We start from the raw sequence: 13,810 nt of genomic DNA, 5'->3' as shown, positions 1-13,810 counted from the left end.
TCATGACACCCATCCGGCTAGTACGGCGAAGGGGACCAGCAGGTAGCCGCCGCATAGCACGACGGCGAAGAGGAGGGCGGCGGCGCGGGCCCGGCGCTCGCCGCGCGGCGACTGCTGGCCGAGGCTGCGGAACGCGCTGAACATGCCGTGCCGCAGGTGGAAGCCGAGCGCGACGATGGCCAGGGTGTAGAACAGGGTCACGTACCAGCGTTCCGGGGCGAAGTCGGCCACCACGTTGGCGTGTGGCCGGCGCGGGTCGCCGATCGGGTTGAGCGTGCCGGTGGTCAGGTCGAGCAGGTGGTAGACCACGAAGAGCAGGATGATCACCCCGCCCCAGCGCATCGTCCGGGCCGCGTAACTGGCCTGGACGGGCTTGCGGTGGACGTACCGGACCGGGCGGGCCCTGCGGGCGGCCACGGCGAGCGCGGTCGCCGCCCAGATGTGCAGCAGCAGGGCGATTGTCAGCGCGCCGCGCTGGAGCCAGAGGTACCAGACCTCGGGCAGCACCGGGGTACCGATCGTCCGCAGCCAGTGCGCGTAGTGGTCGAAGGACGCCGCACCGAAGAAGATCTTGAGGTTGCCGATCATGTGCGCGATGAGGAAGAGCACCAGGAGGATGCCCGTCACCGCCATCACTGCCTTCTTGCCGACCGACGAGCGGACCGGCGACCGCGTCTCTACTGCCACCCGAACGACGCTAGGAGGAGCTGTGATTAGTCGTCCAATGCATCGGGGGCGCAGTCTCGATAGTCGTAGGCTATGCAGGTGCAGTTCCATCAGTTGAGGTACTTCGTAGCGGTAGCCGAAACCCGGCATTTCACTCATGCGGCCGACAATGTCGGCATCACCCAACCCTCGTTGAGTAAGCAAATTCACGCCCTCGAAGTCGACCTCGGGGCCCCGCTGTTCGACCGGATCCGGGGAAACATCACCCTCACCGCCGCCGGAGAGGTCCTGCTGCCCCTGGCCAAACGGATCCTGGCCGACGTCGAGACCGCCGGGCGCGAGGTGCAGGAGCTGGTCGGCGTACGCCGGGGTCGGGTCCGCCTCGGCGCGACGCCGAGCCTGGTCACCTCGCTGGCCCCGCAGGTGCTGCGCCGGTTCCGCGACGCCCACCCGGGCGTCGACCTCGCAGTCCACGAGGGCGGCTCCCAAGATCTCGTACGCGACCTGCTGCGCGGCGAACTAGACCTGGCGCTCATCATCCAACCGGCACCCGGACCCGATCCCGCCCTGCGGGTCGAACCGATCCTGCGGGAGAGCCTGGTCGTCGCCTCCCTCGACCCGCTGCCGGCGGCCACCCCGATGGGCACCCTGCGCCTGGTCGACCTGCGCGACCAACCGTTGGTGATGTTCCGCGAGGGCTACGACCTGCGCGACGTCACCCTGGCGGCGTGCCGGGACGCCGGCTTCGAACCCACCCTGGCAGTCGACGGCGGCGAGATGGACGCCGTGCTCAGCTTCGTCGAGGCGGGACTCGGCGTGGCCCTGGTGCCGGGCATCGTCGTCGCCCGACGGCCCAGGATCCGGGTCACCCAGCTGGCCCCGCCCGGCGTACGGCGCACGATCGCGCTGGCCCGGCGCCGGGAGGCCGTACCGACCCACGCCGCACGGGCACTGCGCGGAATCCTGCTCAACTACGTGCGGACGGCAGCCGAACAGGGTGCGCTGCCGCCCGGCGTCGAGCCGCTGTAGTGCCCGCGGTCGGCTGCCCGCCGGCCACGTCCCGGCCGGCATCGCGGTGCTGGCCAGTGTTTCTCCTGTTCAGTCGGGGTATGAATCAGATACGCTCCGAGTATGACCCAGCGGGTGACCGTCAGCCTCCCGGACGACGTCGCGGCACGCCTCGCAGCCGAACCGAACGCCTCCGCGTTCGTGGCCGAGGCTGTCCGGGAACGCATGCACCGCGAGCAGACAACCACCATGCTCGCCGCCCACGGCTTCCACCTCAGCGAGGAGGGCCGCCGTGAGGCTCGGCAGCGGTTGGACACTGCCCGAGGCAGAATGACCGCCTCGGGATGGGACAAGGTGCGCGGGGTAGGCCGGACAACGCCGTGACCGGGGCGATCCGCCTGGTCCTGGACACCTCGGCCATCCTCGCCTACGCCCGTACCTCGATCGCGGTCGGTGAAACCATCGCCGAGGTGGTCGACGAAGGCGGACGGTTCGCCATCCCCGCCGTGTGTCTGGCCGAGGCCAGTCGCCTCGCCGACGACGACCAGACACCGCGACTGCTGCTTCTCACCCAACACGTCTGCGCCACCGTCACCACCACCCCCGAAGACGAGTGGCGCGTTCTCGCCGAATGGACCCGGATCCTCGGCCGCGTCGACCTCGCCGCAGCCATGGCAGACGCCGCTGCGCACACCGCCTACGTCCTGACCGGGGAGCCGAAGGCGTACGGAGACGACGAGGACCAGCTTCCCGTCATCCCCATCTGAGCCGTATTGCTTTCGGAGCAGTGTCAGGACTCGCGGCGCATCACTGCCGATGCCTGATAGGTGCCAATATCAGGCATGTACCGCAGGTGAAGATCACCGTTGGGTTGCGCCGTCAGGATGACCGTCGAGGGGTTGTCGCAGAACCGCCGGGCATTCGTGATCTGCTCTCTCGTCTGTAATGTTGACCCACTCACCACCGCCACCGACCAGATGCCGGTGCAGAACCCGGGATATTCGACAACCGCCTCGCGGATACCCGCCGTGATTCTTGCGCGGATGAGCCAGGATCGGCCGGGGGCTCCCGTCTCCTGGAGAATCCCTTCCCAGGAGCCCGCAAAACTGGCGGGAAACACCGGTGTGGGCGCCTGCGCGACGCCCGTCGTGGGCATCGCCTGGGGCGTCGGGTTTGCCGTCTGCGAGGGAGGCTGGCTGCCTGGTTGACCCTGCACGGCTGACGAAGCCACTCCGGTTGCGGGCATCGGCTGACCCTGACGATCCGCTTGATACTTGATTGCCAGGAAACTGAGAAGCCCGGAGACAACCACCGCCAGCGCGGAGATCAGCGCCGCCGCGATGGTCCTGTCCCTGTTCGCGGCCCGCAGATCCTGCTCCTGGGTAGCCACCTGGCCGCCTTCCTCGTACCGGTCAACGATTGGTCAGCCCGAACCTAGTCCATTTTCGCTCGTCCGAAGTAGACGATGAACCACCGTGTCGCCGTGCCATGATCACTGTCGAGGTTGCGCCACAGTTGTAGAGAAAGAGTGGCAATCCGCGAGGGGATAGCCACGCTTTCTCTACAACTGTGTCTTGCGGTTCACGCTGGGAAATCGGCTGATGGTAATGATCACCTGGGTGGGAATGGTGGCGCTGTTGGAGTCGGTCACCGTCAGCCGGACGGCAGGGCTGGCGGTACCTCCGCTGGTAGTAGTGGTGTAGTCGGCGGGCTCGGTCCGGTCGTGGAACCCGAGAGTCGGCTGCGGCCATGAATGGATGTGATGACGCACCAGGAAACACCGCCGGCGGTCGACGCCGGTCAGTTGTTCGCCGAGCATGCGACACACCTGTTGCGGTACTGCCGCGGCCGGGTCGACGCTGCTGACGCCGAGGACGTCGTCGCGCAGGTGTTCCTGGTCGCGCACCGGCAGCGCGATCGGTACGAGCACACCGGCCCCGGTGTCCGGGCGTGGCTGTTCGGGATCGCGACCAATCTGCTGCGGGAGCACCGTCGCGCCGAGATCCGCCGGCTACGGGCGCTGGCCCGGCTACCCGCCAACGTGACGTCCACCGAGGACCACGCTGACCGGGCGGTCGAGCGGGTCGACCAGTCGGCGCGCGGCCGTCGGGTTCTGGGTGCGCTGGCTGGACTGTCCCGGCGCCAGCGCGACGTGCTGCTGCTGTACGCCGTCGCCGAGCTGACCTACGAGGAGATCGCCCACGCGGCCGGGATGCCGGTGGGTTCGGTTCGTTCGACGCTGCACCGGGCCAGGGCCAAGGTCCGTGCGGCGCTGGCCACCCAGGACAGGAGCATCGATGCCTGAGTACGACGACGAGGACCTGCGAGTCCTGCGCTCCCTGCTGACCGTCGAGCCCGGCGAACTCGACGAGTCGCGACGCCGTACCCAGGCCGCGTTGCACACCCGACTCGCCCGACCGACCCGGAACCCCGTGCGGCGGCAGCCCACGGCGCGGCGGTGGGTACCGGCGCTCGCCGCCGCGCTGATCCTGGTCGTCGTGCTGGGCACGGTCTCGTACCTGCGCCGCCCGGTCGCCGAACAGGCCGCCTCCGCGCCGACCATCGACGTTGCCGCGGCGTTCGACGCGCTCGCCACCGCAGCCGCCGACCAGGTTCCGCTCACTCTCGGCCCCGGTCAGGTGTTCTACGTGCGCGCCGACGGTGTCACCGCCAACTTCGAGCACAGCCCGGTGATCAAGCTCCACTACCGGCACGAGATCTGGCAGGATCCGGAGGGCATGGTGCCGCTGCGGGTGCGCGGGTACGAGACCCGGATGGACGTCCCGATCCAGGACCTGCGTCGGGCTGACCTGGCCGCCGGTCACATCCCCCCACCGGACACGGACCTGACCTCGGCCACCCCTGCCTGGATCGCCCGGTTGCCGACCGATCCGGACGCGATGCGCGCTGCGCTGGTGTCCGGCAGCGTCTCCGTACGCGGTGACTGGTCCGTCGACAAGGGCATATGGGAGGCCGTTCGCCAATTCCTCCCGACCGCCGACCCGCTGCTGCCACCGGCGGTCCGCACCGCGCTGTACCGCGCGCTCGCTGGGCTCAGCGGGCTCACCGCCGTGCAGATCGAGATCGCCGGTCGCCCGGTCGTCTCCCTTCGGCGTGTCGAGCGCGAGCAGGTCACCGAGTTGCTCTTCGACGAGCGCACCGGCCGGTTCGTGGGAGAGGGCGGCGGTGCTCTCGATCTGCCGCTGGTGACCAGGGCCCCGTCGCCGGTGCCCGACGTCCCGCTGGAACGCACGATCACCAGCCGACTCCTCATCACCTGCACGCTCGTCCCCCAAAGTCACATCCCAACCTGACGCCCATTCATCCCTGGAAGAACCGGCCGCACTTGTAGAGAAAGAGTGGCTATCCAAGGTGGGATAGCCACTCTTTCTCTACATTTGTGCCCTGCTGTTGACCTCGTAGAGGGTTAGGTGACGGTGATGATGACCTGGGCGGAGGTGGTGGCGCCGCTGGAGTCGGTCACCGTGAGGCGGGCGGTGTACGTGCCCCGCCGGCTGAACGTGTGAGTGGTGTTGGCGCTGTGTACGACCGCGGCGTTGTTGCCGAAGTCCCACGAGTAGTCGGTGATGGTCCGCCCCGGTGCGACCACCGCGTTACTGGTGAAGGTGACCGTCCGTGGTGCCGTACCACTTGTCGGGGTGGCGGTGATGCTCACCGTCGTACCGCTCTCCTGTTTGACGCCGGTGCCGTTGAACCGCAACCAGTCCACGGACATCAGGTCCGGCGTGCCGCCGACCTGCGCCGGGTTGACGAAGACGGCGTAGAGGGTGATGGTCCCGCCGGGGTTGGTCAGGTTGGCGGTGGGGGAGATGACGTTGTCCCAGCCGCCGCTGCTCGGTACGGCCACCGTGCCGAGCAGCGGTCCGGTCGGCGAGCTGGACCGGAACTCGACCGTGCCGCCGCTGCTGCCGGAGCTGGCCCCGACGGTCACCGAGCTGATCCCCTGGAGGTTCACCGGGCCGAAGTTGACCCACTCGTTGTGGTCGATGTCGCCGAGGCGTTTGCCGGCCTTGGCGGTGGTCCGGTCGAGCACCTGGATACCGGTGTGGGCGGCGTCGAAGTGTTCGGCCTCCTTCGGCTTCACCTGCAACTCGACCAGGGTCGAGCCGACCAGTGCCGGCACCCCGCCGGTCGCACCGCTGTCGGTGTACTGGGCGGTGAGCAGGGTGAACAGGTTCTGGCCCGGTCCGTGCCCGTCACCGGCGCTGCTGTCGGTGACCGCCACCCCGGAGCAGCCGGTGTAGTTGTCCAGCGGGTGGGCGTGCGAGTCGTGACCGAGTTGGGTCTGCACGATCACCCGCGAGCAGTCGATCGTGCCCTCCTCCGGGTCGGTGACCGTCACCGTGTACGGCACCCGGTCGCCGAACTCGAAGAAGCCGCCGTTCGGCACGCTCAGGGTGACCACCGGCCGGGTGTTGCCGGCGATGACCTCGGTGGTCGCCACCGCGCTCTGCCCACCGGTCCCGGTCACCGTCAGCCGGGCGGTGAACCGACCCCGGTTGGTGTACGTGTACGTCGGGTTCGCGGCGGTGGAGTCGGTGCTGCCGTTGCCGTCGAAATCCCAGGCGTAGCTGATCGGGTTGCCGTCACCGGAGGCCGAACCGGCGCTGGAGAAGGTCACGGTCAGCGGGGTGGGGCCGCTGTCCCGGTTGGCGCTGGCCTTCGCGACCGGCGGTCGGCCGGTGGCGACGTAGTCGATCCGGTAGATGCCGGCGCCCTCGTTGGTGCCGCCCCGGCCGCTGCCGGTGCCGGCACCGAAGTCGATCACGTACAGCGATCCGTCCGGACCGAACTCCGCCTCGAACGGCTGGATCCAGGAGAAGTCGTTGAGCACGCCGTTGATCGACTGGAGGTCGCCGACGGCCGTCGGGCCGAACCGGGCGTTGGTGAACGTCTGCGCGGTGCTGTGCGTGGAGATCGTCTTGAACCACTTGCGGGTCAGCTCGTAGACGATCCACTTGCCCTCGTAGTACTGGGGGAACTTCGTGGTCCGGGTGTTGGCCGGGTCGAAGTCGTACGACGGGCCGCCCATCGGGCCACCGCCGCCGGTGCCGACCTCGGGGAACTGGGCCGAGGCACCGTAGCCGTACCAGACCAGCGCGGAGCGGGCGGCCGGCAGGTTGGTCAGGCCGGTGTTGTTCGGCGAGTTGTTGACCAACGCCCCGCAGTTGAACTTCGCCCCGGAGGTCGAGGTCGCGAAGTTGTAGTCGTTGTACGGGATGTTGTTGCCGACGCAGTACGGCCAGCCGTAGTTGCCGGCGGTGGTGATCCGGTTGAACTCGACGATCCCGTCCGGTCCCCGGTTCGGGTTCGCGGCGGTGGCATCGGGTCCGTAGTCGGCGACCAGCACCGCGTTCGTGATCGGGTCGACGGTGATCCGGAACGGGTTGCGCATGCCCATCGCGTAGATCTCCGGGCGGGTCAACGCGGTGCCGGGGGCGAACAGGTTGCCGGCCGGCACGGTGTACGTACCGTCGGTCTGCGGCCTGATGCGCAGGATCTTGCCCCGCAGGTCGTTGGTGTTGCCGGAGGTGGCCTGCGCGTCCCAGGCCCGGCGGCCGGCGCGCTCGTCGATCGGGGTGAAGCCGCTGGAGTCGAACGGGTCGGTGTTGTCGCCGATGGCCGCGTACAGGTTGCCCTGCCTGTCCATGGCGAGCGAGCCGCCCATGTGCGAGTTGGCGCGACCTTCACCTCGCCAGGTGGGGATGGTGAGCAGCCGTCGCTCGCTGGTCAGCGCGATCGAGTTGCCGGTGACCGTGAACCGGGACAGGTTCAACTGGTTGAGTGTCTTGTCCGACCACAGTAGGTAGATCCAGTTGTTGGTGGCGAAGTTGTTGTCCAGGGTCATGCCGATCAACCCGTCGGACTGGCTGGTCTGGGCCGGGGTGTAGGCGAAGTCGACCAGGGTGGTGACGCCGAGCGTGCTCTGGTTGATCACCTGCACCGCCCCGGTGCGCTGGATGTAGAAGACCCGCCGGTCGGCCGCCACGGCCAGTTCGAACGGGTCGGCCAGGTCCGCGCTGACCAGCGGCACCCGCTGGAAGTTGCTGCTCTTGGTGGCGGCGCAGTCGCCGGGGATCGCGCCGGCCGCCCATTCGATGCCGCCGCGCAGGTGGTTGAGGAAGTGCGGCTCGCTGAACGACGACGAGGCGTGCCCGCCGGCGGTGTACCAGGATCGACCGCCGTCATAGTTCTGGCACCAGGAATAGGCGTGGTCGACGCCTTCGTCGAGGCCGTTGATCCCGTCGCGGACCTTGATCTGCGCGAGGGTGTGCACCTTGTTCGTGGGGTTGGTCTTCCAGTTGTACCATTCCTCGCTGCGCTCCCAGAGTTCCGGCAGGCCCTGGGTGGACGGGTGGGCCTTGTCCAGCACCTTGATCCGGCCGGGGAAGACGCCGCCGGTGGAGCCGAAGTCCGGGTGGTAGTCGAAGATGGTGCCGACCAGGCCCTCGTACCAGACCCAGTCGCGCTCGCTGGCGGTCGCGGCGTGCAGCCCGACCCAGCCGCCGCCGGAGCGGATGAAGTTCTGGAAGGCGGTGCGCTGGGCGGCGTTGAGCAGGTCGCCGGCGGCCGGGGTGGAGTTGGTGTTGTTGAACACCAGGGCGTCGAACCGGGCCAGGTTGGCGTCGGTGAACGCGGTCGCGTCGGTGGTGGCCTCGACCTCGAAGTCGTGGGTGAGCCCGAGCTGCTGGATCGCGGCGACGCCGGCCGGGATCGAGTCGTGGTAGAAGTTCGTCGTCTTCGAGAAGACCAGTACCCGGAACCGGGCCGCTGCCGATGCGGGCGCCGGGGTTATGGTCAGGACGAGGGCGGTGATCGCGAGTAGCGCGATCGGGATGGATCGTAAGCGTCTCATGCAGGCGCTCCCGGTAATAGGGACGGATAATGGAAAGCGCTTTCCTGCCGCCGACGGATCAAGCCTACGTAACCAATCCGAAATGGTCAATGCGTGAAGGTCCGGCTCCGGGTGCGGGCGTTTTCGCGTACCGGCAAACAATCGGGAAAGCCTTTTCTGGCATTGCGGTAATCGATCATGCTGGCCGGGGTCGGTCGCGTCGCACGTGGACCGCCGTGGCCAGCGCCGCGATCGCCAGCCCGGTGACCGCCGCGACGGTCAGCCCGCCGGCGGTCAGCCCGGTCGCCACCAGGCCCGCCGGCAGCCAGGTCCAGACCGGCACGATCCTGGCCCGGTGCCCCCGCCGCCGCCGCCACGCCTCGGTCGCCATCGGCACGATCAGCGGCGGCAGCGTCGCGGCGAGCACCGCCAGCCAGGGCAGCAGCAGCCGATCGAACCGAGCGGCGGCGAGCACCGCGCCGGGCACCGCGACGATCAGCATCCCGGCCGTGGGGGAGAGCGCCGGCCAGCCGCCACGCAGCGCCAGAGCCCCGGAGTACGTCGTGGTCAGCGCCGGTGCGAACACCGCGGCGGTGACGAACAGATTGCCGTACGCGGCCAGCCCGGTGGTGCCGGCCAGCACCGCCACCACGTCGGTCGAACCGGTACGCAGCCACACCCCCGCCCCGGCCACCCCGACCGCCACCGCCGGTGCCACCAGCAGCAACACACACCAGCCCAGGTCCCGCCGGCCGGCCAGCCCCCGACTGAAGTCCGGGGCGCGCAGGGCGAACACGGAGACGTACCCGGTCATGGCGGCGATGTCGGCGGCGGTGGCCCAGCCGCCGGGGTCCAGGGTGACCGGCGCGGACGCCGGCCGCAGCTGGGCCACGCAGACCGCGACCAGGCCGAGGGCCGCCAGGGTGGTGGCCACCGCTATCCCGTTGCCGAGCCGGGGCGAGGCGTACGACACCGCCAGCACCGCCCCGGACAACAGCAGCGCCCCGAACGGTCCGGGCAACCGGAGCACCGTGGACAGCGACGCCCCGCCCAGCCCGACGTTGAAGCCGAACCAGCCGATCATGGCGACGCCGAGCACCACGCTCAGTACGGCCCGCCCGGCCGGCGGCAGGTAGCGGGGCGCCACCTCGGTCAGCGTGCCGCCGTCGCCGTACGGTGGCCGGACCCCGAGCGCGCCCTGCCCGAACAGCAGCAGCGCCATCAGCGCCGTCCCACCCACCAACGCCAGTACGGGCACCGCCCCGTGGTGCCGCTCGGCCATGCCCGCACCCAGGATCAGGGCGGCCGGGGCGGCGCCCAGCCCGAGCCAGGCCCCGGCGGCGGAGGTCCACCGTCGGGGCTGGTCGAGTCGGGCGGACTCCCCGCCCAGCGGCGCGATCAGTGGTTGGCTCCCGCCCCCAGCAGCTCCCGGATCTCGGTCGACAACCGGTCGAACCGGGGGTCGGACATCACCGCCGCGTAGTTGCGCTCGGCCGGCAGGTCGACCGGGAGCGTACGGACGATCCGGCCCGGCCGGGGACTCATCACCTCGACCCGGGTGCCGAGGAAGACCGCCTCGGCGATGGAGTGGGTGACCAGCAGGATGGTGGTGCCGGTCTCCCGCCAGATCCGGTTCAGTTCGGTGTTGAGCTGCTCGCGGGTGAGCGCGTCGAGCGCCCCGAACGGCTCGTCCATCAGCAGCACCCTGGGCTGGTGCAGCAGCGCCCGGCAGAGCGCCACCCGTTGCTGCATGCCGCCGGAGAGTTCGTGCGGCAGCGCGTCCTCGAAGCCGGTCAACCCGGTCAGCTCGATCAGCTCGTCGGCCCGGCGGGCGGACTCGCGGCGGTCCAGCCCGCGCATCTCGGCCTGGAGCAGGATGTTGCGGCGGGCGCCGCGCCACTCCAGCAGGGCCGCGCGCTGGAACACGAAGCCGATGTCGCGCTGCGGTTTGGTGACCGGCCGGCCGAGCAGCGACACCTGGCCGCTGGTCGGCCGGACCAACCCGGCCACGATCTTGAGCAGGGTGGACTTGCCGCAACCGGACGGGCCGACGATGGTGACGAACTCACCGGGCTCCGCCCGCAGGGTCACGTCCTCGACAGCGGTGGTCTGCGACCGCTTCGACCGGAACCGTACGGTCAGCCCGGTCAGTTCGACCGCCGTGCCGGTGGCGGTGGTGCTCGGGGCGCTGGTCATCGAAGGCTCATCCCTGGCTGGTGTAGCTGCTGTCCCAGTACTTCTCCGGCGCCCCGGCGTCCTTGAGTTCGGCGTACCGGGTCATCAGGTCGATCGTCTCGGTCCACTTGGCCGGCGGGTTCACCCCCGGTGCGCCCCCGGTCAGCTCCAGCAGCGGTACGGCCAACGTCAACTGCTTGACCAGTACGTCCTTGGCCGGCTCGTTCTCCGCCAGCTCGACCATCGCGTCGGTGGCCGCCGGGATGTCCTTCGCCGCCTCGGCCCACGACTTCTGGGTGGCCCGGACGAACGCCTTCACCAGCTCCGGGTCCCTGCCCAGGGTGGCGTCGTTGACCACCACACCGGTGCCGAGCATGTTCATGCCCCAGTCGGCGTAGAGCAGGTAGTCGACCTTCTTGCCGGTCTTCGCCTCGATCGTCGGGGCCTGGTCGTGGAAGAAGCCCTGGATGGCGTCGACCCGGCCCTCGGCGAGTGCGGCGACCTTGCCGGCGGCGTCCAGGTTGACCACCTTGACGTCGCTGTCGGAGAGCCCGTTCGCCTTCAGCCAGGCCGGGAAGGTGGCGTAGATGGCGTCGCCGGGGGTGCCGCCGACCGTCTTGCCCTTCAGGTCGGCCGGCTTGCTGATGCCCTTGTCGGCCAGGAACTCGATCGAGGTCGGTCCCTTCTGGAGGAACACCCCGACACTCTTCACCTTCATCCCGGTGGCGATCGCCTTGAGCAGCGGCGGGGTGTCGGCCCAGCCGAAGTCGGTCTGCTGCTGGGCGACCGCCTGGATGGTCTTGCCCGAGCCGCCGCCGGGCTTGATCTCCAGTTCGATCCCCTCGGCCTCGTAGAAGCCGTTCTTCAGCCCGTAGTAGAACGGCGCGTGCTCCCCGTACGGGACCCAGTTCAGGGTGAGCGTGACCTGCTTGCGGCCGTCGGCGGTGGTGGCTGGCTCGTCGGCGCCGCCGCAGGCGGCTACCGATCCGAGCAGCAGCAACGCGGTGGCGGTGGACGCGAGACGTCTCATGGTGGTGCGCCTCCTGTGCGGGTCGCGGGACGGTGCGGTGGTGGTGGGTGCAGCTGTGGGCCGGATTCAGGACGTGGTCAGCGGTACGGCGGAACGGCGGCTGGCGTGCCAGGGGATGAGCAGCGCCTCGGCGACCTCGACCAGGACGAACAGGACGATGCCGATCAGCGACATCAGGAACAGGTCGGCGAAGAGCAGGGCCGCGTCGAGGTTGCCGTTGGCCAGCAGCAGCACGTACCCGAGGCCCTCGTCGGCGCCGACGAACTCGCCGACCACCGCGCCGACCACGGCGAGGGTGACCGCCACCTTGAGGCCGGACATCAGGTGCGGCAGGGCGTTCGGGAACCGGATCCGGCGGAACGTCTTCCACGGCCCGGCGCCCATCGTCGCGGCGAGGTCGATCAGCTCCGGGTCGGTCGACCGCAGTCCCGCCACCCCGGAGATCACCACCGGGAAGAAGGCGATCAGTACGGCCAGCACGATCTTCGGGGTGAAGCCGACCCCGAACCAGACCACCAGCAGCGGTGCGATCGCGATCTTCGGGATGACCTGGGCGAACAGCACGATCGGGTAGAGCGCCTTCTCCAACGTCGGCGAGTACGCGATCAGGATCGCGGTGCCGAGCCCGAGCAGGGCGGCGAGCACGAAGCCGATGACCGTCTCGTAGAGCGTGACGTAGGTGTTGCGCAGCAGGAAGGACCACTGGTCGACCATCGTGGTCCAGACCTGGCCGGGTGTCGGCACCAGGTAGTTGGGCACGTACTCGCGGGCCGCGACGAACCACCAGACGGCGAAGAGCGCGGCGAGTAGGAGGGCGGGGCGCCAGAGCGCGTCGGCCAGCCGACCGAGGCGGCTGCCGAGGCTGCGGCTGGCACGCGGGCGGCGTACCGGCGACGAGTGGGTGCCGGTACGACCGGTGGGCCCGGCCGGGCGCTCGGCCGTCGTCGTCGGCTGGACCGGGGTGGCGACGTCGGTCCCGTTGTCGAGGGTGCGGTCGGACACGGGCACTCCTCCTCGGTGGTCGGGTGTCCCGGCAGGGTGGTCGGAAGGGCCGATGCGGGTACGGGCGCTCGGGGCGGGCAAGCGCTTTCTCGGGACAGTAGAAGCCCTGTACCGCTTTGGGCAAGGGCTTTCCCATAACGATCATCGATACGATCGTTATCGATTCCGGTGGTGTGGATCCCGTCGCCACGGATCGCCCGGCGTGGCGCCCACGTGACACTCCAATGTGGGGAATGCGACCGACCGACCGGCGGTTGGGGGCAGACATGACAACTGTTGGACTGATCGGCAGCGGAAACATCGGCGGGACCGTCGCGCGGCTGGCGGTCGCCGCCGGCTACGACGTGGTGCTGAGCAACTCGCGCGGTCCCGAGACGCTCCAGGCGCTCGTCGACGAACTCGGACCCGGGGCGCGCGCGGCGACACCGGCCGAGGCTGCCGAGGCCGGAGACCTGGTGGTGGTGACCATCCCGCTGAAGGCCTACCGCAGCGTGCCGGTGGAGCCGCTGGCGGGCAAGGTCGTGATCGACACGAACAACTACTACCCGGACCGCGACGGGCGGATCGCGGAACTCGACGACGACTCGACCACCAGCAGCGAGCTGCTGCAACAGCACCTGCCGTCGTCCAGGGTGGTCAAGGGCTTCAACAACATCTACTACGTCCACCTCCAGTCGCTGGCCCGACCGGTCGGTGCCGCCGACCGCAGCGCCCTGGCCATCGCCGGTGACGACCCGGCGGCCAAGGCGACCGTGACCGCGTTCTTCGACGCGATCGGCTACGACACCGTCGACGCCGGCCCGCTCGCCGAGGGCCGCCGCTTCGCGCCCGGCAGCAAGGCGTACGGCGACGCGTACGCCGGTGGCAAGCCCGACTTCTGGCAGGTGCCCGGCGTAACCGTCGACGCCGACGCGCTCCGCGCCCTGCTCGCCTGACTCCCTTCGCCTGACTCCGTCGTGGGGGGGGGGGGGGGGGGGGGGGGGGGGAGAGGGGGGGGGTGGGGGGGGGGGGGGGGGGGGGGGGGGAAGGGGGAGAAGGAAGCGGAAAGAGGAAAAGAAAAAAAAAAAGAGGGA

At 69.6% G+C, this 13,810-nt stretch carries 14 protein-coding genes; 6 read left to right on the top strand and 8 right to left on the bottom strand.

Annotated elements, in window-relative coordinates; genetic code table 11:
* Nucleotides 1-687 (bottom strand): succinate dehydrogenase cytochrome b subunit, encoded by a 687-nt coding sequence (locus tag ACZ6QQ_RS11525; protein ID WP_465875894.1) that lies wholly within the window; start codon nucleotides 685-687, stop codon nucleotides 1-3.
* 72 nt (nucleotides 688-759) lie between these two features.
* On the opposite strand from ACZ6QQ_RS11525, the gene ACZ6QQ_RS11520 reads away from it, so the two are divergent.
* From ACZ6QQ_RS11520 to ACZ6QQ_RS11510, 3 genes are all read left to right on the top strand, one after another.
* Entirely contained in the window at nucleotides 760-1,695 is a 936-nt protein-coding gene (locus ACZ6QQ_RS11520) for a LysR family transcriptional regulator (protein WP_465875893.1), read from the top strand.
* A gap of 102 nt (nucleotides 1,696-1,797) precedes the next feature.
* Nucleotides 1,798-2,058 (top strand): hypothetical protein, encoded by a 261-nt coding sequence (locus ACZ6QQ_RS11515; protein ID WP_465875892.1) that lies wholly within the window; start codon nucleotides 1,798-1,800, stop codon nucleotides 2,056-2,058.
* Nucleotides 2,055-2,441 carry a hypothetical protein gene (locus tag ACZ6QQ_RS11510; RefSeq protein WP_465875891.1) on the top strand — a complete coding sequence of 129 codons (387 nt, stop codon included), beginning with the start codon at nucleotides 2,055-2,057 and terminating at the stop codon, nucleotides 2,439-2,441. Before ACZ6QQ_RS11515 ends, ACZ6QQ_RS11510 begins: the two co-directional genes overlap by 4 nt.
* Before the next feature lie 23 nt (nucleotides 2,442-2,464).
* Here the strand turns inward: ACZ6QQ_RS11510 and ACZ6QQ_RS11505 are convergent, their stop codons facing one another.
* Nucleotides 2,465-3,064: a hypothetical protein gene (locus ACZ6QQ_RS11505; RefSeq protein WP_465875890.1), complete on the bottom strand. Its 600-nt coding sequence runs from the start codon at nucleotides 3,062-3,064 to the stop codon at nucleotides 2,465-2,467.
* 171 nt (nucleotides 3,065-3,235) lie between these two features.
* Nucleotides 3,236-3,493 (bottom strand): hypothetical protein, encoded by a 258-nt coding sequence (locus ACZ6QQ_RS11500; protein ID WP_465875889.1) that lies wholly within the window; start codon nucleotides 3,491-3,493, stop codon nucleotides 3,236-3,238.
* A gap of 12 nt (nucleotides 3,494-3,505) precedes the next feature.
* Between ACZ6QQ_RS11500 and ACZ6QQ_RS11495 the strand changes: the two genes are divergently transcribed.
* The gene (locus tag ACZ6QQ_RS11495) at nucleotides 3,506-3,979 is read left to right on the top strand and encodes an RNA polymerase sigma factor (protein WP_465875888.1); all 474 of its coding nucleotides are present in this window, start codon (nucleotides 3,506-3,508) and stop codon (nucleotides 3,977-3,979) included.
* Nucleotides 3,972-4,988, top strand: a complete 1,017-nt coding sequence (locus ACZ6QQ_RS11490; RefSeq protein WP_465875887.1) for a CU044_5270 family protein — start codon at nucleotides 3,972-3,974, stop codon at nucleotides 4,986-4,988. The genes ACZ6QQ_RS11495 and ACZ6QQ_RS11490 overlap by 8 nt, the downstream gene beginning before the upstream one ends.
* A gap of 113 nt (nucleotides 4,989-5,101) precedes the next feature.
* Here the strand turns inward: ACZ6QQ_RS11490 and ACZ6QQ_RS11485 are convergent, their stop codons facing one another.
* The 5 genes from ACZ6QQ_RS11485 to ACZ6QQ_RS11465 form a co-directional block, all read right to left on the bottom strand.
* Entirely contained in the window at nucleotides 5,102-8,551 is a 3,450-nt protein-coding gene (locus ACZ6QQ_RS11485) for a ThuA domain-containing protein (RefSeq protein WP_465875886.1), read from the bottom strand.
* Nucleotides 8,552-8,726: 175 nt separating this feature from the next.
* Nucleotides 8,727-9,812, bottom strand: coding sequence for a purine-cytosine permease family protein (locus ACZ6QQ_RS11480; protein WP_465875885.1), 1,086 nt, complete (start codon nucleotides 9,810-9,812; stop codon nucleotides 8,727-8,729).
* Nucleotides 9,813-9,928: 116 nt separating this feature from the next.
* On the bottom strand, nucleotides 9,929-10,726 hold the full coding sequence (locus tag ACZ6QQ_RS11475) for an ABC transporter ATP-binding protein (protein WP_465875884.1): 798 nt from the start codon (nucleotides 10,724-10,726) through the stop codon (nucleotides 9,929-9,931).
* 7 nt (nucleotides 10,727-10,733) lie between these two features.
* Nucleotides 10,734-11,735 (bottom strand): ABC transporter substrate-binding protein, encoded by a 1,002-nt coding sequence (locus ACZ6QQ_RS11470; protein ID WP_465875883.1) that lies wholly within the window; start codon nucleotides 11,733-11,735, stop codon nucleotides 10,734-10,736.
* A 66-nt stretch (nucleotides 11,736-11,801) separates the two neighbouring features.
* Entirely contained in the window at nucleotides 11,802-12,737 is a 936-nt protein-coding gene (locus tag ACZ6QQ_RS11465) for an ABC transporter permease (RefSeq protein ID WP_465875882.1), read from the bottom strand.
* A 266-nt stretch (nucleotides 12,738-13,003) separates the two neighbouring features.
* Between ACZ6QQ_RS11465 and ACZ6QQ_RS11460 the strand changes: the two genes are divergently transcribed.
* On the top strand, nucleotides 13,004-13,672 hold the full coding sequence (locus ACZ6QQ_RS11460; RefSeq protein ID WP_465875881.1) for an NADPH-dependent F420 reductase: 669 nt from the start codon (nucleotides 13,004-13,006) through the stop codon (nucleotides 13,670-13,672).
* Nucleotides 13,673-13,810 lie beyond the last annotated feature (138 nt).

Source organism: Micromonospora sp. NPDC049529 (genome assembly GCF_055586685.1).
This window is presented reverse-complemented; position numbering and strand designations above follow the sequence as displayed.

Coding starts and splice junctions, on each gene's coding strand:
- ACZ6QQ_RS11515 (WP_465875892.1), top strand. CDS start 1,798: ATGACCCAGCGGGTGACCGTCAGCCTCCCGGACGACGTCGCGGCACGC.
- ACZ6QQ_RS11475 (WP_465875884.1), bottom strand. CDS start 10,726: ATGACCAGCGCCCCGAGCACCACCGCCACCGGCACGGCGGTCGAACTG.
- ACZ6QQ_RS11490 (WP_465875887.1), top strand. CDS start 3,972: ATGCCTGAGTACGACGACGAGGACCTGCGAGTCCTGCGCTCCCTGCTG.
- ACZ6QQ_RS11460 (WP_465875881.1), top strand. CDS start 13,004: ATGACAACTGTTGGACTGATCGGCAGCGGAAACATCGGCGGGACCGTC.
- ACZ6QQ_RS11485 (WP_465875886.1), bottom strand. CDS start 8,551: ATGAGACGCTTACGATCCATCCCGATCGCGCTACTCGCGATCACCGCC.
- ACZ6QQ_RS11470 (WP_465875883.1), bottom strand. CDS start 11,735: ATGAGACGTCTCGCGTCCACCGCCACCGCGTTGCTGCTGCTCGGATCG.
- ACZ6QQ_RS11520 (WP_465875893.1), top strand. CDS start 760: ATGCAGGTGCAGTTCCATCAGTTGAGGTACTTCGTAGCGGTAGCCGAA.
- ACZ6QQ_RS11480 (WP_465875885.1), bottom strand. CDS start 9,812: ATGGCCGAGCGGCACCACGGGGCGGTGCCCGTACTGGCGTTGGTGGGT.
- ACZ6QQ_RS11500 (WP_465875889.1), bottom strand. CDS start 3,493: ATGCTCGGCGAACAACTGACCGGCGTCGACCGCCGGCGGTGTTTCCTG.